The following is an 18496-nucleotide window of genomic DNA, read 5'->3' as shown; positions in this document are numbered from 1 at the left end:
TCTCCCTCCGGGAGAGGGTTAGGGTGAGGGGCAATGACCGCAGCAAAATCCGAAATTATCCCGGTATCTGACGCTCTCGAGCTTCGCGCCGTCGAAGAGCGCTATACCGCCGATCTGCACAACCTCGTCGTCAAAAACAGAATCTTTCTGCAAACCGCCTTTGACTGGGCGCAGCACGTAGGTAGCGAAGAGGATACCCGCCGCAACGTGCAGAGTAACCAGATGCTGCACCAGCGCGGCTACGCCAAAATGTTTCTGATCTTCAAGGATGATGAGCTGGTCGGCGTGCTGTCGTTCAACACGATTGAACCGACGAACAAGACCGGGTACATCGGCTACTGGCTGGATGAAGGCCACCAGGGGCAGGGGATCCTCTCCCGGTCCCTGCAGGCGTTTATGCGCTACTACGTTGAACGCGGGGAGATCCGCCGTTTTGTGATCAAGTGTCGGGTGGCGAATCAGCACAGCAACGGCGTTGCCGTACGCAACGGTTTTACGCTGGAAGGGTGCCTGCGGGAAGCGGAATACCTGAACGGTCGCTTTGACGATGTGAACATCTACGGGAAGATCTACGCCCTATAACGCCCCCAGCAGCGGGGTGCGGGTGATGCGCTGGTCGCCGTTAATCACTTTTTCGCCGCGCAGGTGAATGCTCTCGCCGGCAAACGCTTCAATGACCGCATCGTCGGTGATTTCAACCCGGTGTTCGATGAGCACATCGCCGCTGATCCGCGCGCGCCCCTGGATCACCACTTTATCATCCAGCATGATCGGCCCGCCGCGCAGCCAGGCCTGACCGCCAATCAGAACGTGGTGCTTGATGACGCAGTTTCCTTCCACCACGGCATTCTCCGCAATCTGAGAGCTGTAGCGCACCGTCGGAATAGCATCGTCGTCATAACCGGCAATCACGCGGGCGTTGCCATAGACCTTTGCGCAGTCGCAGACCCAGACGTTATTTAAGTCGTTACCTTCGAGGATGGCGTTGTCGAATATTTCGGCGCGGTGCTCAACAAACGCAAAATTCACCATCGCCTCGCCGTAGATTTGCGCCTGGTGCACAATGCGCGACTGGCTGACGGTCGCCTTATCGTAGATTTGCAGGATCTGGTCATGGTCCGGCGTCAACCCTTTGGCTGCAATGATAACGCTGTTGTGCAGAATGCGGGCGTCGCCGTAGAGATGACACTCGCCCCGCACGCAGGAGTGCTGAATGGTGACGTTGTCACTTATGCGCGCTCCGTGGCTGACTTCTGCCGCGTCCAGCCAGCAGCTGCCGCTGATATGCGCATCGTGACTAACGATGCACGGCAGGGTAAGACGCGCGTTGCCGGACACGGTTGCACCGGCGAACACCACGCTGTTTTCGTCGTAGATCCAACAGTCGCCGTCCTGCGCGAGGGCGCGCTCATCGTCAACCCAGCCGCCTTTCGTGTCGGCCGTCACGTCGTTAAAATCCACTGTCGCGATGATCTGCCGCAGCGTGACGGAGCGGGTAGTGTCGCCGTTTTTCCATTGCCAGAGGCGTGTTTCGTCGCTAAGGCGATATTTTTTCATCTTTAGGTCTCTGATAAGCGTCTCAACTAAACGTAGCAAATTTTTCGGTCTTCGAACGGCTGGCAACCAGACGGTAAACGCCTTAAAATGGCATTCATAATGCACTTTCAAATTATGCAGGCTCAGGAAAAAATAATGACCGTCGACGAGAATTACTTCACAGAGAAATATGGCTTAACCCGCACCCATTCAGAGGTGCTGTTCAGTGCGGCACAGATTAAACCGGGTAAAACGCTGGATCTGGGCTGCGGCAATGGCCGCAACAGCCTCTATCTTGCAGCCAACGGCCACGATATCACCGCGTGGGATAAGAACCCGATGAGCATTGAGAATATCGAGCGCATCAAGGCGCAAGAAGGGATCGACAACCTCCATACGGCGATTAAAGATCTCAACAATCTGAGCTTTGACGGCGAGTACGATTTTATTCTCTCCACCGTGGTGCTGATGTTCCTGGAGTCAAAAACCATCCCGGGACTTATCGCCAACATGCAGCGCTGCACCATACCCGGCGGCTACAATCTGATTGTTGCCGCGATGGACACGGCGGATTACCCGTGCACCGTCGGCTTCCCGTTTGCGTTCAAAAGCGGTGAGCTGAGCAACTACTACGAAGGCTGGGAGTTGCTCAAATACAACGAAGACGTTGGCGAACTGCACCGCACCGACGAAAACGGCAACCGCATCAAGCTTCGCTTTGCCACGATGCTGGCGCGCAAACCCGCTTAGCGGGCAGCAAGCAGGCAGATCTGCAGGGCCGTGTTGTAAGACGCTTCGAACGACGACAGCGGCAGGAATTCAAACTTCGAGTGGAAGTTATGCGCGCCGGTGAAGAAATTCGGCGTGAGTAGCCCTTTTGCCGAGAGCGCCGCGCCGTCGGTGCCGCCGCGCATGGGCGTCGGCTTCGGCGTGATGCCGAGCGATTCCATCGCCTCGAACATCAGATCGATGGCGCGCCGGTCCTCACCAATCGCATTGCTGATATTGCTGTAGGTATCTTCAATGCGATAGTCCACCCTGGCCGTTGGATACCGGGCGGCAACCAGCGCGGCTACGTCGGCAATCTGCTGCTTGCGGGCGGAAAAGCTGTCCTTGTCAAAGTCGCGGATATTGGCCTTAAGAATGGCCTCGTTTTGCCCGGCCTGAATGCCGTTAAACCAGATATAGCCCTCACGCCCCTCGGTGCACTCCGGCGTTTGCTGGCGGTCAAAATGGTTGATGTAGTCAGTCGCCATCAGCAGGGGATTCACCAGCACGCCTTTGGCGGACATCGGGTGCGCCGTTACGCCGGTAAAGCGGATTTCAGCGGCTGCCGCATTAAAGTTCTCGTAGACAATTTCTCCCAGCTCGCAGCAGTCGATGGTCCAGGCGAAGTCGACGTCAAAGCGCTTAAGGTCCAGCGCTTTTGCACCGTTCAGACCGATCTCTTCGTCAGGCACAAACGCCACGACGATATCCCCGTGCTGATGTTCCGCCGTCAGGTTTTCCAGCACCGTCATGACCACCGTGACCGCCGATTTATTATCCGCGCCCAATACGCTGGTTCCGTCGCTGAAAATAATCTCCTCATTCGGATACGCCAGAATTTCAGGGTGCTCTTTAACCCGCAGCCAGATGTCTTTCTCTTTATTCAAACAGAGATCTTCACCGGTAAACGTTAATATTTGTGGATGAATATCCGGTGATAATCCCACGTCCACGGTATCAATATGGGTAATAAAGCCGATGCGCGGCGCGCCGGGCACGTTGCCTTTTTTTACCGCCGTTACCGTAGCAAATTCATCAATCACAATGTCGTCTAAACCCAGCTGTGTCAGCTCCTGCGCCAGCTCCCGCGCCATGTCGTGCTGGCCCGGCGTTGAGGGCAGGGTTTTGACTTTTGGATCGCTCTGGCTGGTGATAGCGAGATAGCGGAAAAAACGGTGCGTTAATTGTCTGGAAAGCGGCGAGCCCATAGTGATTTGTTCCTTATTTATTTTTCGGGTGTTTGCCACATCACTTTAATGTTATTTATGAAATGGCAAAAGAATTAATTAGCCGTCGAATTAAAAAGACAGGAATAAATGATGAAAAGCAAACTCACAACTTTAGCGCTGGCGCTTGCTGCACTCACGGTCAGTTCCACCGTTGCCGCGAAAACGCTGGTGTATTGCTCCGAAGGATCGCCTGAAAACTTTAATCCTCAGCTATACACCTCGGGAACCAGCGTGGACGCCAGCGCCGTGCCGGTCTATAACCGGCTGGTTGATTTCAAACCCGGCACCACGGAGCTGGTGCCAAGCCTGGCGGAGCGCTGGGAGGTGAGCGACGACGGCAAGGTTTATACCTTCCATCTGCGTAAAGGCGTTAAATTCCAGAACAATAAATCCTTCACGCCGACCCGCGACTTTAACGCAGACGATGTGATTTTCTCATTTATGCGCCAGAAAGACGTGAATCATCCGTATCACAACGTCTCTAACGGCAGCTACTCTAACTTCGAAAGTCTGGAGTTTGGCAGTCTGATTACTGGCATTGATAAGATTGATGACCACACCGTGCGCTTTACCCTGGCGCACCCGGAAGCGCCGTTTGTCGCCGATCTGGCATGGTATTTTGCCTCCATCCTGTCCGCGGAGTATGCCGACGCGATGCTCAAAGCGGGCACGCCGGAGAAGGTGGATATGGAGCCTATAGGCACCGGGCCGTTTAAGCTGGCGCAGTATCAGAAGGATTCGCGGATCCTGTTTACGGCTTTCGACGACTACTGGCAGGGTAAATCGAAGCTGGATCGGCTGGTGTTTAGCATTACACCGGATGCCTCCGTGCGGTTTGCCAAAATCGAGAAGAACGAATGTCAGGTGATGCCGTTCCCGAATCCGGCGGACCTGCCGCGCATGAAGGCGAACAAAGACATCAACCTGATGAGCAAAGCCGGACTGAATACCGGCTTTCTGGCGTTCAATACCCAAAAGCCGCCGCTGGATAACGTAAAAGTCCGTCAGGCGCTGGCGATGGCCATCAATAAGCCGGCCATTATTGATGCGGTTTTCCACGGCACCGGCACTGCGGCGAAGAACCTGCTGCCGCCGGGCGTCTGGAGCGCAGACAGCGAGCTTAAGGATTACGATTACGATCCTGAAAAGGCGAAAGCGCTGCTGAAAGAGGCCGGTTTTGCCAACGGCGTAAGCGTCGACCTGTGGGCGATGCCGGTGCAGCGTCCGTACAATCCGAATGCGAAACGCATGGCGGAGATGATTCAGGCCGACTGGGCGAAAATCGGCGTACAGACCAAAATCGTCACCTACGAGTGGGGCGAATACCTTAAGCGCGTGAAGGGCGGGGAACACCAGGCCGCGCTGATGGGCTGGACGACCGCAACGGGCGATCCCGACAACTTCTTTGGTCCGCTATTTACCTGTACCTCGGCAAACGGTGGCTCAAATTCGGCGAAATGGTGCTACAAGCCCTTCGATAAAATTATTGCGGAAGCAAAATCAACCACCGATCGCGATAAACGCGTGTCGCTGTATAAAGAGGCTCAACAAATGATGCATGATCAAATGCCGGCGGTGATGATTGCGCATTCAACCATTTTCGAACCGGTGCGCAAGGAGGTGACGGGCTATGAAATTGACCCGTTTGGCAAACATCTGTTCTGGCAACTGGATATAAATCAGTAATTTTTCACTGCCCGGCACGCTTCCGGGCAGTCTTTTCGCAATTTGTGCTCTCCGCATCATTTTTTGTCACAACAAACCCGTCGGTCTTTTGCTATAACTTCAAATGCATACTTGCAGATAACATGGAAAACTATCATGCGTACTCAAACTTTTTTTAAAGTTGCAGTGCTTACTGGTCTGTTGGCGTTGGCGGGCTGTTCTTCAAAAGTCGCGGCTCCCGAACAATATTCTGGCTTTTTAAAAGACTATTCAGGCTTGCAGCAGACGACGTCTGCGACGGGAAAACCAACGCTGCGTTGGGTTGATCCTTCTTATAACGAAGCTAATTACGACAGTATTCTCTGGACGCCGATTACTTATTATCCTGCGCCTAAACCGACCACACAAATTGGTCAAAAAACGCTTGATGAGCTGTTGAATTACACCAATAACAAAATGAAAACCGCTATTGGTACCCGTAAGCCAATTGTGACCACGCCGGGTAAACACAGCCTGATTTTCCGCGGTGCAATTACCGGGGTGAGTTCGCAGAAAGAGGGTCTGCAGTTCTATGAAGTGGTGCCGGTCGCGCTGGTAGTAGCGGGTACGCAGATGGCAACCGGGCATCGCACCATGGACACGCATCTCTTCTTTGAAGGCGAGCTGATCGATGCGGCCACCAACAAACCGGTCATGAAGGTGGTGCGTAAAGGCGAAGGTAAAGATCTGAACAACGAAAGTACGCCTATGACCTTTGCGACGCTGAAGCAGGTAGTTGATGACATGGCGACGGACGCCACCATGTTTGATGTGAAAAAGACCGCGAAATAAAATAAAACGGCCTGCGTAATGCAGGCCTTTTTATTTACGCCATTCGTAAGCGTCTGAACCAGGTTTCTGGTTTGGTAAACATCACCATATTTCCCCCCAGAATCAGCACTAATCCCACGATACCGTTGATATGCCAGACGTAGCCTTCATACACCGTGGAGATGGTCAGCGCCACCAACGGGAAGAGCAGCGTACTGTAGGCCGCTTTGCCCGGACCGATGCGTCCCACCAGCGTGAAATAGGCGCCAAAGGCAATCACTGAACCAAATACAGCCAGATAGAGCAGCGCGCCAATGTAGCTGACGGTCCACTCTGGCGCGAAGCTGTCGCCTCTGAACAGGGCAATGCAGCCCATCACCAGCGTGCCGTAGAGCATCGCCCAGGCGTTGGTGGTCATGGTTTCAAGTCCTCTGCGCTGGTGACGCATGCTGATCATATTACCCAGCGAGAAGCCGTAGGTGCCGAGCGCGGAGAGACCAATCCCGGTCAGGAGCGACGCGCTCCAGCCGCTGGCCAGCAGATCGTCCCAGAAGAGGGTGACGATCCCAGTCAGGCCCAGTGCCGCCGCCGTCCAGAAACGCGCGGGCGGGCGCTGCCCGAAGAAAATAAAGCTGTTAATGGCGTTATAGAGTACGGCCATGGAAAAGATCACCGATTCCAGCCCGGTGTTGATGTGCGAGGCTGCGGCGTAAAAACACCAGAAGTTAAAGCAGAAAACGCAGCATCCCTGGAGGATACAAAAAAGGTGATCCCGCAGCGCCAGCTTGCGCAGGCGGCGCAGGGCGATTAACACCACCATCATCGTGAGGCTGGCGACGGCGAAACGCCAGAAAATCGAGACGGGCGCCGCTACGGGACCCTGCTGCAGGAAAATCGCAATCCAGGTGGTTCCCCAGATGACCACCACCAGTCCGTATAATAATGCGTTCATACTTTTTCTCTTCTCAAACCACGGAAGCCCGCAGTATGGCGCCGAGATCGGTCAGGGGCTTTCACCGGCTTGCGGTCGACTTGCAAAATCTTGCGCTTTTTTCTTTCCCGGGGGCTGGCAACGGGAGACAACTCTTCTTAGACTGATATTCCTGTCAATCACGCGCTTACGGTCATGTCTCACGCTTACGATACCTTTGAAACGCTTTGCCAACAGAATGCGGTCCTGCGGGAAACCGTCTCGCTGAATTCGGGCATTCAGCTGGCAACGTGGTACAACAAGCACGATACGATAACGGTAAAAAGTAACCACCATACCCTGAGCCTGTACGTAGCGGATGGCTACGAAAGCTACCAAAAAACGCCGGGCGGCTGGAAGAACGGCGGGGGGCCGGACCGCTTCTGCCTGATGCCCAAAGAGAGCGAATCGACGTGGGATATCCGGGACGACCTGTCGTTTGTGCATCTGTACTGCACCGATGAACACCTGCGCGACGTGGGGGAAAAGATCTGGGACAAGCGCCCGCTTTCGCTGACGCTGGACGAGCGCATTTTTGGTAGCGATCCGAAGATCACCGCGCTGTATCGCCAGTTTTTGCTCGGCTGCGACTGGCAGCAGCACGCCAACCAGCTCACCCTGAGCACGGCCTCTACGCTGCTCCTGACCCATCTGCTGCAAAACTACTCAAACGTTCAGTGGAAGCTGCCGGTCGTCACCGGCGGGCTATCGCCATTCGTGCTGCGCAACGTGCTGGCCTTTATTGAAGAGAACCTCGGGCAACCTCTGACGCTGGCTGAACTGGCGGCGCAGGCCGCCCTCAGCGAATACCATTTTGCCCGCATGTTCCGCCAGTCGACGGGGCTGGCGCCGCATCAGTACGTGATGCAGAGGCGAATGGAAAAAGCGAAGGCCCTTGTGCAGAACACGGCGACGCCGCTAACGGACATCGCCCATGCCTGCGGGTTTAACTCCGCCAGCCACTTCAGCAACCGCTTTCGCAGCGCGACGGGCATGACGCCTTCGCAGCTACGCGCGGCGAGCGCGTGAAAACAGGGCATAGCACACGCCGCCCAGCACCAGCCCCCAGAATGCAGAACCGATGCCCAGGATCGTGACGCCGCTCGCGGTCATCAGGAACGTGACGATGGCCGCATCGCGCTCCGCCTCGTGGCTCAGTGCCTGATATAAACTTCCGCTGATGGTGCCCAGCAGCGCCAGACCGGCCAGCGTCTGGATCCAGCTGAGCGGCAGAGCGGCCATCAGCCCGGTAATCGAGCCGCCGAAAATCCCCGCCAGCAGATAAAACCCTCCGGCTGCGATGGCCGCCAGCCAGCGTTTTGCGGGATCCGGGTGCGCATCCGGGCTTTGACAAATGGCGGCAGTAATGGCTGCGATACAGATAGAAAAGACGCCAAAAGGGGAAAACAGCAGCGCCAGCGCTCCCGTAACGATGATGAGCGGCGAGACCGCCAGCGGGTAACCGGAGGCCTTCATCGTGGCGAACCCCGGCGCGTTTTGCGATGCCATGGTTACCAGGAAGAAGGGCACGCCAATACTCACCAGGCTGGTGAAGGTGAACCTGGGCGCAATAAACTCGGGCATCACAAGCGAGAGCGTGAGTTTATCAGTGACAACGTCACCGCCCGCCCATGCCACGATACCGCCGACCAGCAGCGTGACCACGATGGCGTAGCGCGGCGCCAGCGCTTTTGCGATCAGCCACGCCGCAATCATGCTGCCGCACAGCAGAAAGTGACCCTCAAGATGCGCAAACGCGTGCAGGCCAAACTGCAGCAACACGCCTGCCAGCATGGCGGCAGCAAGCGAATGGGGGATCAGCCTCATCAGACGGGCGAAGAGCCCGGTGATGCCGCAAAGTAAAATGAGCGCGTTAGCAAAGATGAACACGCCGATCGTTTCGGCCAGCGTTACGCCTTGCAGGCTGGTGACGAGCAGCGCCGCGCCGGGCGTTGACCAGGCGGTCAGCACCGGCGCTTTGTACCACCAGGAAAGCGCCAGCGTGCTGACGCCCATTCCAATCCCCAGCGCGGTCATCCAGCCTGCGATCTGCTGTGCGCTGGCACCAGCCGCGGCGGCAGCCTGCCAGATGATGGCGGCCGAGCTGGCGTAACCGACCAGCACGGCGACAAATCCAGCCAGTGCGACTGGAACAAGGTGAGAGGAAGGGCGCATGAAAACTCCTTTGTGCGTTATAACGTCCGATATAAGGTAACACTGTGCGCTATAGCGTACAAGTGGTATGCTGATCGCCATCAGGAGGGACCATGGACATCACACTACACCTTGCAACAACGCTGAAAACGCTGCGCCAGACGCGCGGCTGGAGTTTATCGAAGCTCGCGGACGAGACCGGCGTGTCAAAAGCGATGCTGGGGCAAATCGAGCGCAATGAATCCAGCCCGACGGTGTCGACGCTGTGGAAAATAGCCACCGGGCTGAACGTGCCGTTTTCCGCGTTCATCACGCCAGAGGCGGACCGGCAGGCGGTGTTTGACCCGCAGCAGCAGGCGATGGTGGTCAAACCGCTTTTTCCGTGGGACGAGACGCTCGGGTTTGATTATTTCTCCATCACGCTGGCACCCGGCGCGCTGAGTGAATCCACGCCGCATGAGGCCGGGGTGATTGAACATGTGGTGGTGGTCAGCGGCGAGCTGGAAATGAAGATTGACGGCACGTGGCAGACGATTTCTGCCGATTCGGGCGTCCGTTTCGCCGGCGATAAACCGCACGCCTACCGCAACAGCAGCGACCGGACGGTGCATTTTCACTCCCTGATTCAATATCCCCGCTGACGCTACGCAAAACTGTTTCGCTGACGCATACTTCTGACTACAATAGCCGCCATTTTGACCATAACGGATAACGACGAAGTATGCGCCTGCAATCCCATCATCTTGAACTTTTAAGCCCGGCCCGCGACGCCGCCATTGCCCGTGAAGCGATCCTTCATGGTGCTGATGCCGTCTACATTGGCGGCCCAGGCTTCGGTGCCCGCCATAACGCCAGCAACAGCCTGAGCGATATTGCTGAACTGGTGCCGTTCGCCCACCGTTTCGGGGCGAAAGTGTTCGTGACCCTGAACACCATTCTGCATGATGATGAGCTTGAGCCTGCGCAACGTCTGATTACCGATCTCTACCAGGCCGGGGTGGATGCCCTGATCGTTCAGGACATGGGCGTTCTGGAGCTGGATATTCCGCCCATTGAACTGCATGCCAGTACCCAGTGCGATATCCGCACGGTCGAGAAGGCGAAGTTTCTCTCCGACGTCGGCTTTTCGCAGATCGTTCTGGCGCGCGAGCTGAACCTGAATCAGATCCGCGATATTCACCAGGCGACAGACGCGACGATTGAATTCTTTATCCACGGTGCGCTGTGCGTCGCTTACTCCGGTCAGTGCAATATTTCCCACGCGCAGACGGGCCGCAGCGCCAACCGCGGCGACTGCTCTCAGGCCTGCCGTCTGCCGTATACCCTGAAAGACGATCGGGGCCGCGTCGTGGCGTTCGAAAAACACCTGCTCTCCATGAAGGATAACGATCAGACGGCCAACCTGGGCGCGCTGATCGACGCGGGCGTGCGTTCCTTCAAGATTGAAGGGCGCTACAAAGATATGAGCTACGTGAAGAACATCACCGCGCACTATCGCCAGATGCTGGACGCCATTATCGACGATCGCGGTGACCTGGCGCGCGCGTCGGCCGGGCGCACCGAGCATTTCTTTATTCCGTCGACGGACAAAACGTTCCACCGCGGCAGCACGGACTATTTTGTGAACGCCCGTAAAGGGGATATCGGCGCGTTTGACTCACCGAAGTTTATCGGTTTACCGGTGGGCGAAGTGCTGAAAGTGGCGAAAGATCACCTTGATGTCGAAGTGACGGAACCGCTGGCGAACGGCGATGGCCTTAACGTGATGATTAAGCGTGAGGTCGTGGGCTTCCGTGCCAATACGGTCGAGAAAACCGGCGAGAACCGTTACCGCGTCTGGCCGAATGAAATGCCCGCCGATCTCTACAAGGCGCGGCCAAACGCGGCCCTTAACCGTAACCTCGATCATAACTGGCAGCAGGCGCTGCTGAAAACCTCCAGCGAACGCCGTATCGCCGTGGATATTGAGCTGGGCGGCTGGGAAGAGCAACTGATTCTGACGATGACCTGCGAAGACGGAATTAGCGTGACGCATACGCTCGATGGTCTTTTCGAGGTGGCAAACAACGCCGAAAAAGCGCTTAACAGCCTGAAGGATGGCGTGGCGAAGCTGGGCCAGACGATTTACTACGCGCGCGCTATCGACGTGAATCTGCCGGACGCGCTGTTTGTACCAAACAGCCTGCTTAACCAGTTCCGCCGTGAAACGGCAGAGATGCTGGACGCCGCGCGCCTGGCACAGTATCCGCGCGCTAGCCGAAAAGCGGAAGCCGTCCCTGCACCCGTATACCCGGAGACACATTTATCCTTCCTGGCCAACGTTTATAACCATAAAGCGCGTGAATTCTATCATCGCCACGGCGTGCAGCTGATCGACGCAGCTTATGAAGCGCATGAAGAGAAGGGCGATGTGCCGGTGATGATCACCAAGCACTGCCTGCGCTTTGCGTTTAACCTGTGTCCTAAACAGGCGAAAGGGAACATTAAGAGCTGGAAGGCTACCCCTATGCAGCTGGTAAACGGCGATGAAGTTCTGACTCTCAAGTTCGACTGCCGTCCCTGCGAAATGCATGTGATTGGTAAGATGAAAAACCACATCTTCAAAATGCCGCAGCCCGGCAGTATTGTGGCGTCCGTCAGTCCGGACGATCTGATGAAAACCCTGCCAAAACGCAAGGGCAGCTAATTACCGAACGTGCGTGTCCGGTTTGCGCGACTTCTGCCACAGGTGGTGTTCGCGCAAACCCTCCGCCGACTCTTCTGCAGCGCTTCGCAACTCATCGCAGTCGGCTTCATGACGAAGCTGATGCCCTACATTCTTGACCCATAAATATTCGTGTCCTTTGTGTCCGGCCATAAGCTGCCCTGAAAACAGCGCACAAATAAGCATGACGAAAGATAACCCTTTTTTAATCATGGATTCACCGCTGAAAAACAATGCGGAATAATCATGTCGATTATTTCTTAGCGTTATTATTCAAAAATTAAAATTAGCGCAAAGAAAATGTCAAATAATGTGCGTTCGAAATAGCGGTTAGGACAGTTCCTAAAAACATCTGAATCTTTGTAAACTACCATTTCTGGTCCACAATTGGAGGTATGCATTAAGGATTAATCTTATATAATAGTAATCTTAGGCTAAGGAACAGGTCATTTATAAATGAAAAAAATAATAGCGCTTGCGCTTCTGGTAGTGGCTGTTGGAGTCGCTGCAGGGGTTCGTTATGCAGGTAATGACGAACCAGAATATATTCAATCTGCAGAAATTCGCGTGGGTTCTTATTTAACCAGCGATTATGGTAGCGTTGCCTGCGCCAGCAAAAAAGTGAACGATCAGCGTTGGGAATTAGACTGCACTCATCAGGCGAGAGGAAAAACATTCCAGTTTGCGGTGTATCCCTCTGAAAAAGCACCTTATGGTGTCGCTCGCTCCTTTTATCTGGAAGCCATTAATGACGATGCAAAACAGAGCGCTGAGCAGGGCCTTATGCGTTATTTGCAGATCAATACCCATACTGGTTAATAAGGTTGTTTAGCGTTCGTTAAGACAACAGGTGTTAGGTTGTATGAGATCCGCTGCCCGGCCATGGAGTGTCGGGACGTAGAGACCAAAACACAAATCTATCCATGCAAGCATTTACCGCCATTTTTTGGCGGTTTTTTTTGCGCAGACCGTCGCGATAGGGTTATGGCGTCAGGCGATAATGCGACTGCACCAGGCCCGAAGGGAAGCTGCGGCTTGATACCAGTGTCAAATCAATATCCCGGGACAACGTTCCGAACAGCGGTTTTCCCTCCCCGAGCAGTACAGGTACGGTCGTGATCACCATATCGGCTACCAGTCCTTCGCGCAGGAACGACTGTATCACCTGTCCGCCATCAAGATAGACGCGATGTACGTCCTGCGCAGCGAGATCGTCCAGCACCTCCTTTGGCGTCCGGGATGAAAACTGCACTTTTCCCTTTAGCGCCTCAGGCACGGGCGTACCGGCCAGCTGTCGGGAGAGCACCAGCACGGGACGATCGTAAGGCCATGCGTCAAAGGTCAGTACCTTTTCATAGCTACCCCGGCCCATCACGATCCACTCTTTGTCCGCGATGAATGCCTCATAGCCATGATCTTCCGTTGGATCGTCGCGCTGCAGCAGCCAGTCGATATCGTCATTCTGTCGGGCAATGTAACCATCAAGACTGACCGCGATAAAAACGTGTGTGGTAACCATCAGGTGCTCCGTGTACCAGTGTAGCCCTTAAACTGACGCCTCAGCGTGCAGTACCAGGACGTGAAAATTGTTTGCGATACTGAGCCGGGGAAAGCGCGAACTGCTGGCGAAAATGATGACGCAGTGTCGACGCCTGACCAAACCCGGTCTGTTCAGCGATGCTGTCGATGCTTAACCGGCTGCTTTCCAGATAATCTTTTGCTCTCAGCAGGCGCTCATTGATTAACCAGCGTGCGGGCGTCGTCCCCGTTGCCGCCTCGAAGCGACGAAGGAAGGTGCGCTGGCTCATTCCGACCCGACGCGCGAGGGAGTCGACGCTGTGCGCCTCGATAAGATGCGTGTGCAGAAAATCAAACAGCTGGCCGAGACGCTGGCTTTCCCGCAGCTGGGCTACCGGACGGCTCAGCTGCTGCGGCTGAGAGCCATCCCGGTGAGGGGGAATGACCAGCCGACGCGCCACGCTGTTTGCTGTTTCCATGCCATAATCCCGCCGCACAACGTGCAGACAGAGATCGATTCCCGCCGCGCTGCCAGCGGACGTCAGAATATCGCCTTCGTCCTGGTAGAGTACATCCTCAACCACGTCGATGTCAGGGTAGAGGACTTTTAGCGCGTCAATGTAGCGCCAGTGCGTCGTGGCTTTGCGGCCGTTCAGCAGCCCCGTTGCGGCCAGCGCAAACACCCCAGAGCAGATGGAAAGCAGCCGGCATCCTCGCGCGCTGGCCTGGCGTAGAGCCTCGCAGAGCGCATCCGGAACCGGTGAATCTATCCCCCGCCAGCCGGGAACCACAATCAGGTCCGCAGACGCAAGCAGGCTTAAATCACCATCGGTAACGATGCGGATCCCGCCTGTTGCCCGAAGTTCACCGCAGTCCACGCTCGCCACCGCAAAACGATACCACTCGTCGCCCAGCTCGGGACGCGGCAGGCCGAAGATCTCCACCGCCACGCCAAACTCAAAGGTGCACAGACCGTCATACGCCAGCACCACCACCTGCGGGCGGGCAATTTGTCTTAAGTTTGTCATCTTTTTGCTGTTTTCTGGCATAAGCGAACGCATTCACGGGCTGAATTTGTGGATAGAGTAGTGTTAACACAAACGCCAAAGATGAGGAAGGATCATGAGCTATGTTACTGAATTTCCGGCTGCCGAGCCGCAGGAAGCCGTTACCCATTTTCTGCGCCGCCTGAGCGTTGAAACCGACTGTGCGGATGTGCATCACGCCATCGTCAACCATGAGCAGGACTTCGTGCTGCTACACGTCGTGGGCAGCCCGGAGCAGTTTGCCCGCCGTCACGTACCTGGCGCACTGCACCTGCCGCGGAGCCAGATGACCGCTGAACGCATGGCCGAATGGCCTGAAGGCACGCTGTTCGTCGTTTACTGCGCAGGGCCGCACTGTAACGGCGCGGACAGAGCCGCGCTCAAGCTTGCGCGCCTCGGGCTGCCGGTCAAAATCATGCTCGGGGGGATCACCGGATGGGAGGATGAAAAGTTCGCCTTTGCCAGCAGCGAAACTGCCGTCGCGCTGTGAACGTGAATTTTTTTCAACACCCGTGAAATTTTCTCGTTTGCCGGTGCCAGTGAGGTATGACATTGTTTTTGGACATTTAGACATCCAGAAGTCTAAAGCTTCAAATGATGAATTATCACTGCTGGCAATTATCGTCGGCAGACTGAGGAGATTTCCATGCAACGACAGCACGCCCCGTACCGCGCCGATGTAGTCGGCAGTTTCTTACGCCCGGATGCCATCAAACAGGCTCGCCTGAAGTTCGCCAGCGGCGAAATTGACGCCGGACAGCTTCGCGCGGTAGAGGATGATGCCATCCGCCACGTCGTTGAGCAGCAGTGTGCATGCGGCCTGCATGTGGTCACCGACGGTGAATTCCGCCGTGCCTGGTGGCACTTTGACTTCTTTGACGGTCTGCAGGGCGTTGAGCGATACGATTCACAGCAGGGCATTCAGTTCAACGGGGTACAAACCAAAGCCCACGGCGTGCGCGTCACCGGCAAGCTGGGCTTTGGCGACCATCCGATGCTTGAAGATTTCCGCTACCTGAAAAGCATCAGCGGCAATGCTCAGCCGAAGATGACCATTCCCAGCCCGAGCGTGCTCCATTTCCGCGGCGGGCGTAAAGACATCGATGCGACGGTGTACCCGGATCTAAATGACTATTTCGACGATCTTGCGACCACCTGGCGCGACGCCATCCGCGCATTTTACGACGCGGGCTGCCGTTACCTGCAGCTGGACGACACCGTCTGGGCCTATCTGTGTTCGGACGACCAGCGCCGTCAGATCCGCGAGCGCGGCGATGATGCCGATGAGCTGGCACGCATCTATGCCCGCGTACTGAACAAGGCGCTGGAAGGCAAGCCGGAAGATCTTACTATCGGCCTGCACGTCTGTCGCGGTAACTTCCGTTCAACCTGGATTTCCGAAGGCGGCTACGAGCCGGTGGCGGAAGTGCTGTTCGGCACGGTCAACGTTGACGCGTTCTTCCTTGAATACGATAACGACCGCAGCGGTGATTTCGCGCCATTGCGCTTCATTCGCCCGGGCAAGCAGCAGGTGGTGCTCGGCCTTATCACTACTAAAAACGGCGAGCTGGAGAACCCGGAGGGGATTAAAGCTCGTCTGGAAGAGGCGGCGAAATACGTGGCAAAAGAGCAAATTTGCCTCAGCCCGCAGTGCGGCTTTGCCTCTACCGAAGAGGGCAACAGCCTGAGTGAATCCCAGCAGTGGGACAAAGTCCGTCTGGTCACGCAGATCGCCAGCGAAGTCTGGTAAATCCTCTTCCACAGCGCTGCATTATAAAAGTGCAGCGCTGTGCCATTCTGAGACGTTCTCTTTACATCCTGCGTTCCCCCTCCTGAAATAGCGCTTCCTCCATTCTGGCATCCTTTTTGCTCCTGCTTCGCTGACACATTTTTTTCCGCGTCCACGCCGTAACGGACGTTTTCGCATAGCGTTCTTTTTCAGGAGTGAAAATATGCAGCGTCGTACCTTATTAAAAGCCTTTGCATTATCCGCGTCCGTCGTGGCGATGGGAATGAGTTTTGGCGTGCAGGCGGCCGAGACCATCAAAGTGGGGATCATGCATTCTCTTTCCGGCACCATGGCCATCTCCGAAACGCCGCTGAAAGACGTCGCGCTGATGACCATCGACGAGATCAACGCGAAAGGCGGCGTGCTGGGTAAAAAACTGGAGCCGGTGGTGGTGGATCCCGCCTCAAACTGGCCGCTGTTTGCCGAGAAGGCGCGCCAGCTGTTAAGTCAGGATAAAGTGGCGGCGGTATTCGGCTGCTGGACGTCGGTATCGCGCAAATCCGTGCTGCCGGTCTTCGAGGAGCTGAACGGTCTGCTGTTCTATCCGGTGCAGTATGAAGGCGAAGAGATGTCGCCAAACGTCTTCTATACCGGCGCGGCGCCGAACCAGCAGGCCATCCCGGCGGTGGAATACCTGATGAGCGAAGACGGCGGCGCGGCGAAGCGCTTCTTCCTGCTGGGCACGGACTATGTTTATCCGCGCACCACCAACAAGATCCTGCGCGCGTTCCTGCATTCGAAAGGGGTGGAGGATAAGGACATCGAGGAGGTATATACCCCGTTCGGTCACAGCGACTACCAGACCATCGTCGCCAACATCAAGAAATTCTCTGCGGGCGGTAAAACCGCCGTGGTATCGACCATCAACGGCGATTCCAACGTTCCGTTCTACAAAGAGCTGGCTAACCAGGGTCTGAAGGCGACCGACGTGCCGGTGGTGGCGTTCTCCGTGGGCGAAGAAGAGCTGCGCGGGATCGACACCAAACCGCTGGTCGGCAACCTCGCGGCGTGGAACTACTTTGAATCCGTGGATAACCCGACCAACCAGGCCTTCGTGGCGGATTACAAAGCCTATGCCAAAGCGCACAAGCTGCCTAACGCCGATACCGTGGTGACCAACGACCCGATGGAAGCGACTTACGTGGGGATTCATATGTGGGCGCAGGCGGTGGAAAAAGCGGGTACTACCGACGTGGATAAAGTGCGTGCGGCTATGGCCGGCCAGTCCTTTAAGGCGCCGTCAGGCTTCACGCTCACCATGGATGCCACCAACCACCATCTGCATAAGCCGGTCATGATCGGCGAAATCGAAGGCAACGGTCAATTCAACGTGGTGTGGCAGACGGAACAGCCGGTGCGCGCCCAGCCGTGGAGCCCGTTCATCGCCGGGAATGACAAAAAGCCCGACCAGCCGATGAAAACCGCCAGCAACTAAGCCATCACCAGGGAGAAACGTCATGAACGCCATGCGCATGTTCATCGCTCTTGTATGGCTTTCCGGACTGCTGCCAGGGATGGCGCAGGCATCGGATGCCGATCGTTTTGTTGCCGCCAGCCGCAGCCAGCAGGCGGAGTTGCTGACGCAGTGGGCCGCAGCGCCGGACGCCGCGAGGCTGCCGCTGCTGGAGGCACTGCAAAAAGAAAATCTCTATACCGACAGCCAAAAGCACGCCTTTGCGCAGCGCAGCGGTCAAATGGTGTCGCTCGGTGACGCTAAGTCGATCGAAGGGGCTGCCAAAGCCGTTCGTTTGACCAATCGGCTGCGCGTGCTGGCCGCCACGGCCATCGCTACGCATCAGCTTGTGAGTGACAGTGTCACCGAAAGGCGGGCGGCGGCTCGTCAGCTTCAACGGGATGCCCAGCCCGGAATGCTCGCGTTTCTGGAAAAGCGGGTAAACGATGAAATGGACGCGGTGGCACGTCAGGTGCTATTACTGGCGGTGGCGAATCTCCAGCTAGCCAGCCCGCAGGCAGAGGTGCGCCGCAAGGCCGTCGAGTTATTAGGGCAGTCCGACGATCCGGACGTGGAGTCCAGACTTACCCCGTTTACCCAGGCACAGACAGAGCCGGATGCCGGGGTTCGCGCTGCCGCGCAGGAGAGTCTTAGCCAGATCCAGCATCGATTGATGTGGGGCGATCTGCTGGGCCAGGCGTTTATGGGGCTCTCCCTGGGGTCGGTGCTGCTGCTGGCGGCGTTGGGGCTTGCCATCACCTACGGCCTGCTGGGCGTTATCAATATGGCGCACGGCGAGATGCTGATGCTGGGGGCGTATGCTACCTGGATGGTGCAGCAGGCGATGGCCGGGC

18 protein-coding genes and 1 pseudogene are annotated in these 18496 nt (G+C 56.3%); 12 read left to right on the top strand and 7 right to left on the bottom strand.

The features are described 5' to 3' along the window. Nucleotides 1-33 precede the first annotated feature (33 nt). Nucleotides 34-582 (top strand): 50S ribosomal protein L7/L12-serine acetyltransferase, encoded by a 549-nt coding sequence (gene rimL, locus DEO48_RS01955; RefSeq protein WP_109844197.1) that lies wholly within the window; start codon nt 34-36, stop codon nt 580-582. Here rimL and ydcK read toward each other — a convergent pair. Beyond that, entirely contained in the window at nt 577-1557 is a 981-nt protein-coding gene (gene ydcK / locus DEO48_RS01950; protein ID WP_109844196.1) for a YdcK family protein, read from the bottom strand. The genes rimL and ydcK overlap by 6 nt on opposite strands. Nucleotides 1558-1689: 132 nt before the next feature. Between ydcK and tehB the strand changes: the two genes are divergently transcribed. Beyond that, nucleotides 1690-2286 carry a tellurite resistance methyltransferase TehB gene (gene tehB, locus DEO48_RS01945; protein ID WP_109844221.1) on the top strand — a complete coding sequence of 199 codons (597 nt, stop codon included), beginning with the start codon at nt 1690-1692 and terminating at the stop codon, nt 2284-2286. Here the strand turns inward: tehB and pepT are convergent. Further along, nucleotides 2283-3512, bottom strand: coding sequence for a peptidase T (gene pepT, locus DEO48_RS01940; protein WP_109844195.1), 1230 nt, complete (start codon nt 3510-3512; stop codon nt 2283-2285). The two genes, tehB and pepT, sit on opposite strands and share 4 nt — an antisense overlap. A 111-nt stretch (nt 3513-3623) precedes the next feature. Between pepT and DEO48_RS01935 the strand changes: the two genes are divergently transcribed. Next, a complete protein-coding gene (locus DEO48_RS01935) occupies nt 3624-5219 on the top strand; it encodes an ABC transporter substrate-binding protein (protein WP_109844194.1) in 1596 nt (531 codons plus the stop codon). 135 nt (nt 5220-5354) lie between these two features. Then, a complete protein-coding gene (locus DEO48_RS01930; RefSeq protein WP_023311690.1) occupies nt 5355-6029 on the top strand; it encodes a DUF3313 domain-containing protein in 675 nt (224 codons plus the stop codon). 34 nt (nt 6030-6063) lie between these two features. On the opposite strand, the gene DEO48_RS01925 is transcribed toward DEO48_RS01930, so the two are convergent. After that, on the bottom strand, nt 6064-6960 hold the full coding sequence (locus DEO48_RS01925; protein ID WP_109844193.1) for a DMT family transporter: 897 nt from the start codon (nt 6958-6960) through the stop codon (nt 6064-6066). A 174-nt stretch (nt 6961-7134) separates the two neighbouring features. On the opposite strand from DEO48_RS01925, the gene DEO48_RS01920 reads away from it, so the two are divergent. Further along, nucleotides 7135-8007 (top strand): helix-turn-helix transcriptional regulator, encoded by an 873-nt coding sequence (locus DEO48_RS01920; RefSeq protein ID WP_109844192.1) that lies wholly within the window; start codon nt 7135-7137, stop codon nt 8005-8007. On the opposite strand, the gene DEO48_RS01915 is transcribed toward DEO48_RS01920, so the two are convergent. Next, nucleotides 7987-9153 carry a benzoate/H(+) symporter BenE family transporter gene (locus DEO48_RS01915; RefSeq protein ID WP_109844191.1) on the bottom strand — a complete coding sequence of 389 codons (1167 nt, stop codon included), beginning with the start codon at nt 9151-9153 and terminating at the stop codon, nt 7987-7989. The two genes, DEO48_RS01920 and DEO48_RS01915, sit on opposite strands and share 21 nt — an antisense overlap. 92 nt (nt 9154-9245) lie before the next feature. Between DEO48_RS01915 and DEO48_RS01910 the strand changes: the two genes are divergently transcribed. Together DEO48_RS01910 and DEO48_RS01905 are read left to right on the top strand one after the other, a co-directional pair. After that, nucleotides 9246-9773 carry a helix-turn-helix domain-containing protein gene (locus tag DEO48_RS01910; RefSeq protein ID WP_109844190.1) on the top strand — a complete coding sequence of 176 codons (528 nt, stop codon included), beginning with the start codon at nt 9246-9248 and terminating at the stop codon, nt 9771-9773. Nucleotides 9774-9853: 80 nt separating this feature from the next. After that, nucleotides 9854-11818, top strand: a complete 1965-nt coding sequence (locus tag DEO48_RS01905; RefSeq protein ID WP_109844189.1) for a U32 family peptidase — start codon at nt 9854-9856, stop codon at nt 11816-11818. On the opposite strand, the gene DEO48_RS01900 is transcribed toward DEO48_RS01905, so the two are convergent. Further along, nucleotides 11819-12049, bottom strand: coding sequence for a DUF2554 family protein (locus tag DEO48_RS01900; protein WP_109844220.1), 231 nt, complete (start codon nt 12047-12049; stop codon nt 11819-11821). Nucleotides 12050-12292: 243 nt separating this feature from the next. Here DEO48_RS01900 and DEO48_RS01895 point away from each other — a divergent pair, with 243 nt between their 5' ends. Beyond that, on the top strand, nt 12293-12655 hold the full coding sequence (locus DEO48_RS01895) for a hypothetical protein (protein WP_109844188.1): 363 nt from the start codon (nt 12293-12295) through the stop codon (nt 12653-12655). 163 nt (nt 12656-12818) lie between these two features. Here the strand turns inward: DEO48_RS01895 and DEO48_RS01890 are convergent, their stop codons facing one another. Together DEO48_RS01890 and ftrA are read right to left on the bottom strand one after the other, a co-directional pair. Next, nucleotides 12819-13355: a dihydrofolate reductase family protein gene (locus DEO48_RS01890; protein ID WP_126787331.1), complete on the bottom strand. Its 537-nt coding sequence runs from the start codon at nt 13353-13355 to the stop codon at nt 12819-12821. Between the two features lie 40 nt (nt 13356-13395). Next, nucleotides 13396-14403 (bottom strand): transcriptional regulator FtrA, encoded by a 1008-nt coding sequence (gene ftrA / locus DEO48_RS01885; protein WP_109844186.1) that lies wholly within the window; start codon nt 14401-14403, stop codon nt 13396-13398. A 73-nt stretch (nt 14404-14476) separates the two neighbouring features. Here ftrA and DEO48_RS01880 point away from each other — a divergent pair, with 73 nt between their 5' ends. The 4 genes and pseudogenes from DEO48_RS01880 to DEO48_RS01865 all read left to right on the top strand — a co-directional run. Continuing rightward, nucleotides 14477-14890, top strand: a complete 414-nt coding sequence (locus DEO48_RS01880) for a rhodanese-like domain-containing protein (protein ID WP_063441515.1) — start codon at nt 14477-14479, stop codon at nt 14888-14890. A 156-nt stretch (nt 14891-15046) separates the two neighbouring features. After that, nucleotides 15047-16150: a cobalamin-independent methionine synthase II family protein gene (locus tag DEO48_RS01875; protein ID WP_109844185.1), complete on the top strand. Its 1104-nt coding sequence runs from the start codon at nt 15047-15049 to the stop codon at nt 16148-16150. Between the two features lie 202 nt (nt 16151-16352). Beyond that, entirely contained in the window at nt 16353-17624 is a 1272-nt protein-coding gene (gene urtA / locus DEO48_RS01870) for an urea ABC transporter substrate-binding protein (protein WP_109844184.1), read from the top strand. A gap of 22 nt (nt 17625-17646) precedes the next feature. After that, nucleotides 17647-18496: pseudogene (locus tag DEO48_RS01865) on the top strand (urea ABC transporter permease subunit UrtB); the annotation flags it as partial.

This window comes from Enterobacter sp. CGMCC 5087, assembly GCF_003144775.1.
In the GTDB taxonomy this organism is placed as follows: domain Bacteria; phylum Pseudomonadota; class Gammaproteobacteria; order Enterobacterales; family Enterobacteriaceae; genus Enterobacter; species Enterobacter cloacae_M.
This window is presented reverse-complemented; position numbering and strand designations above follow the sequence as displayed.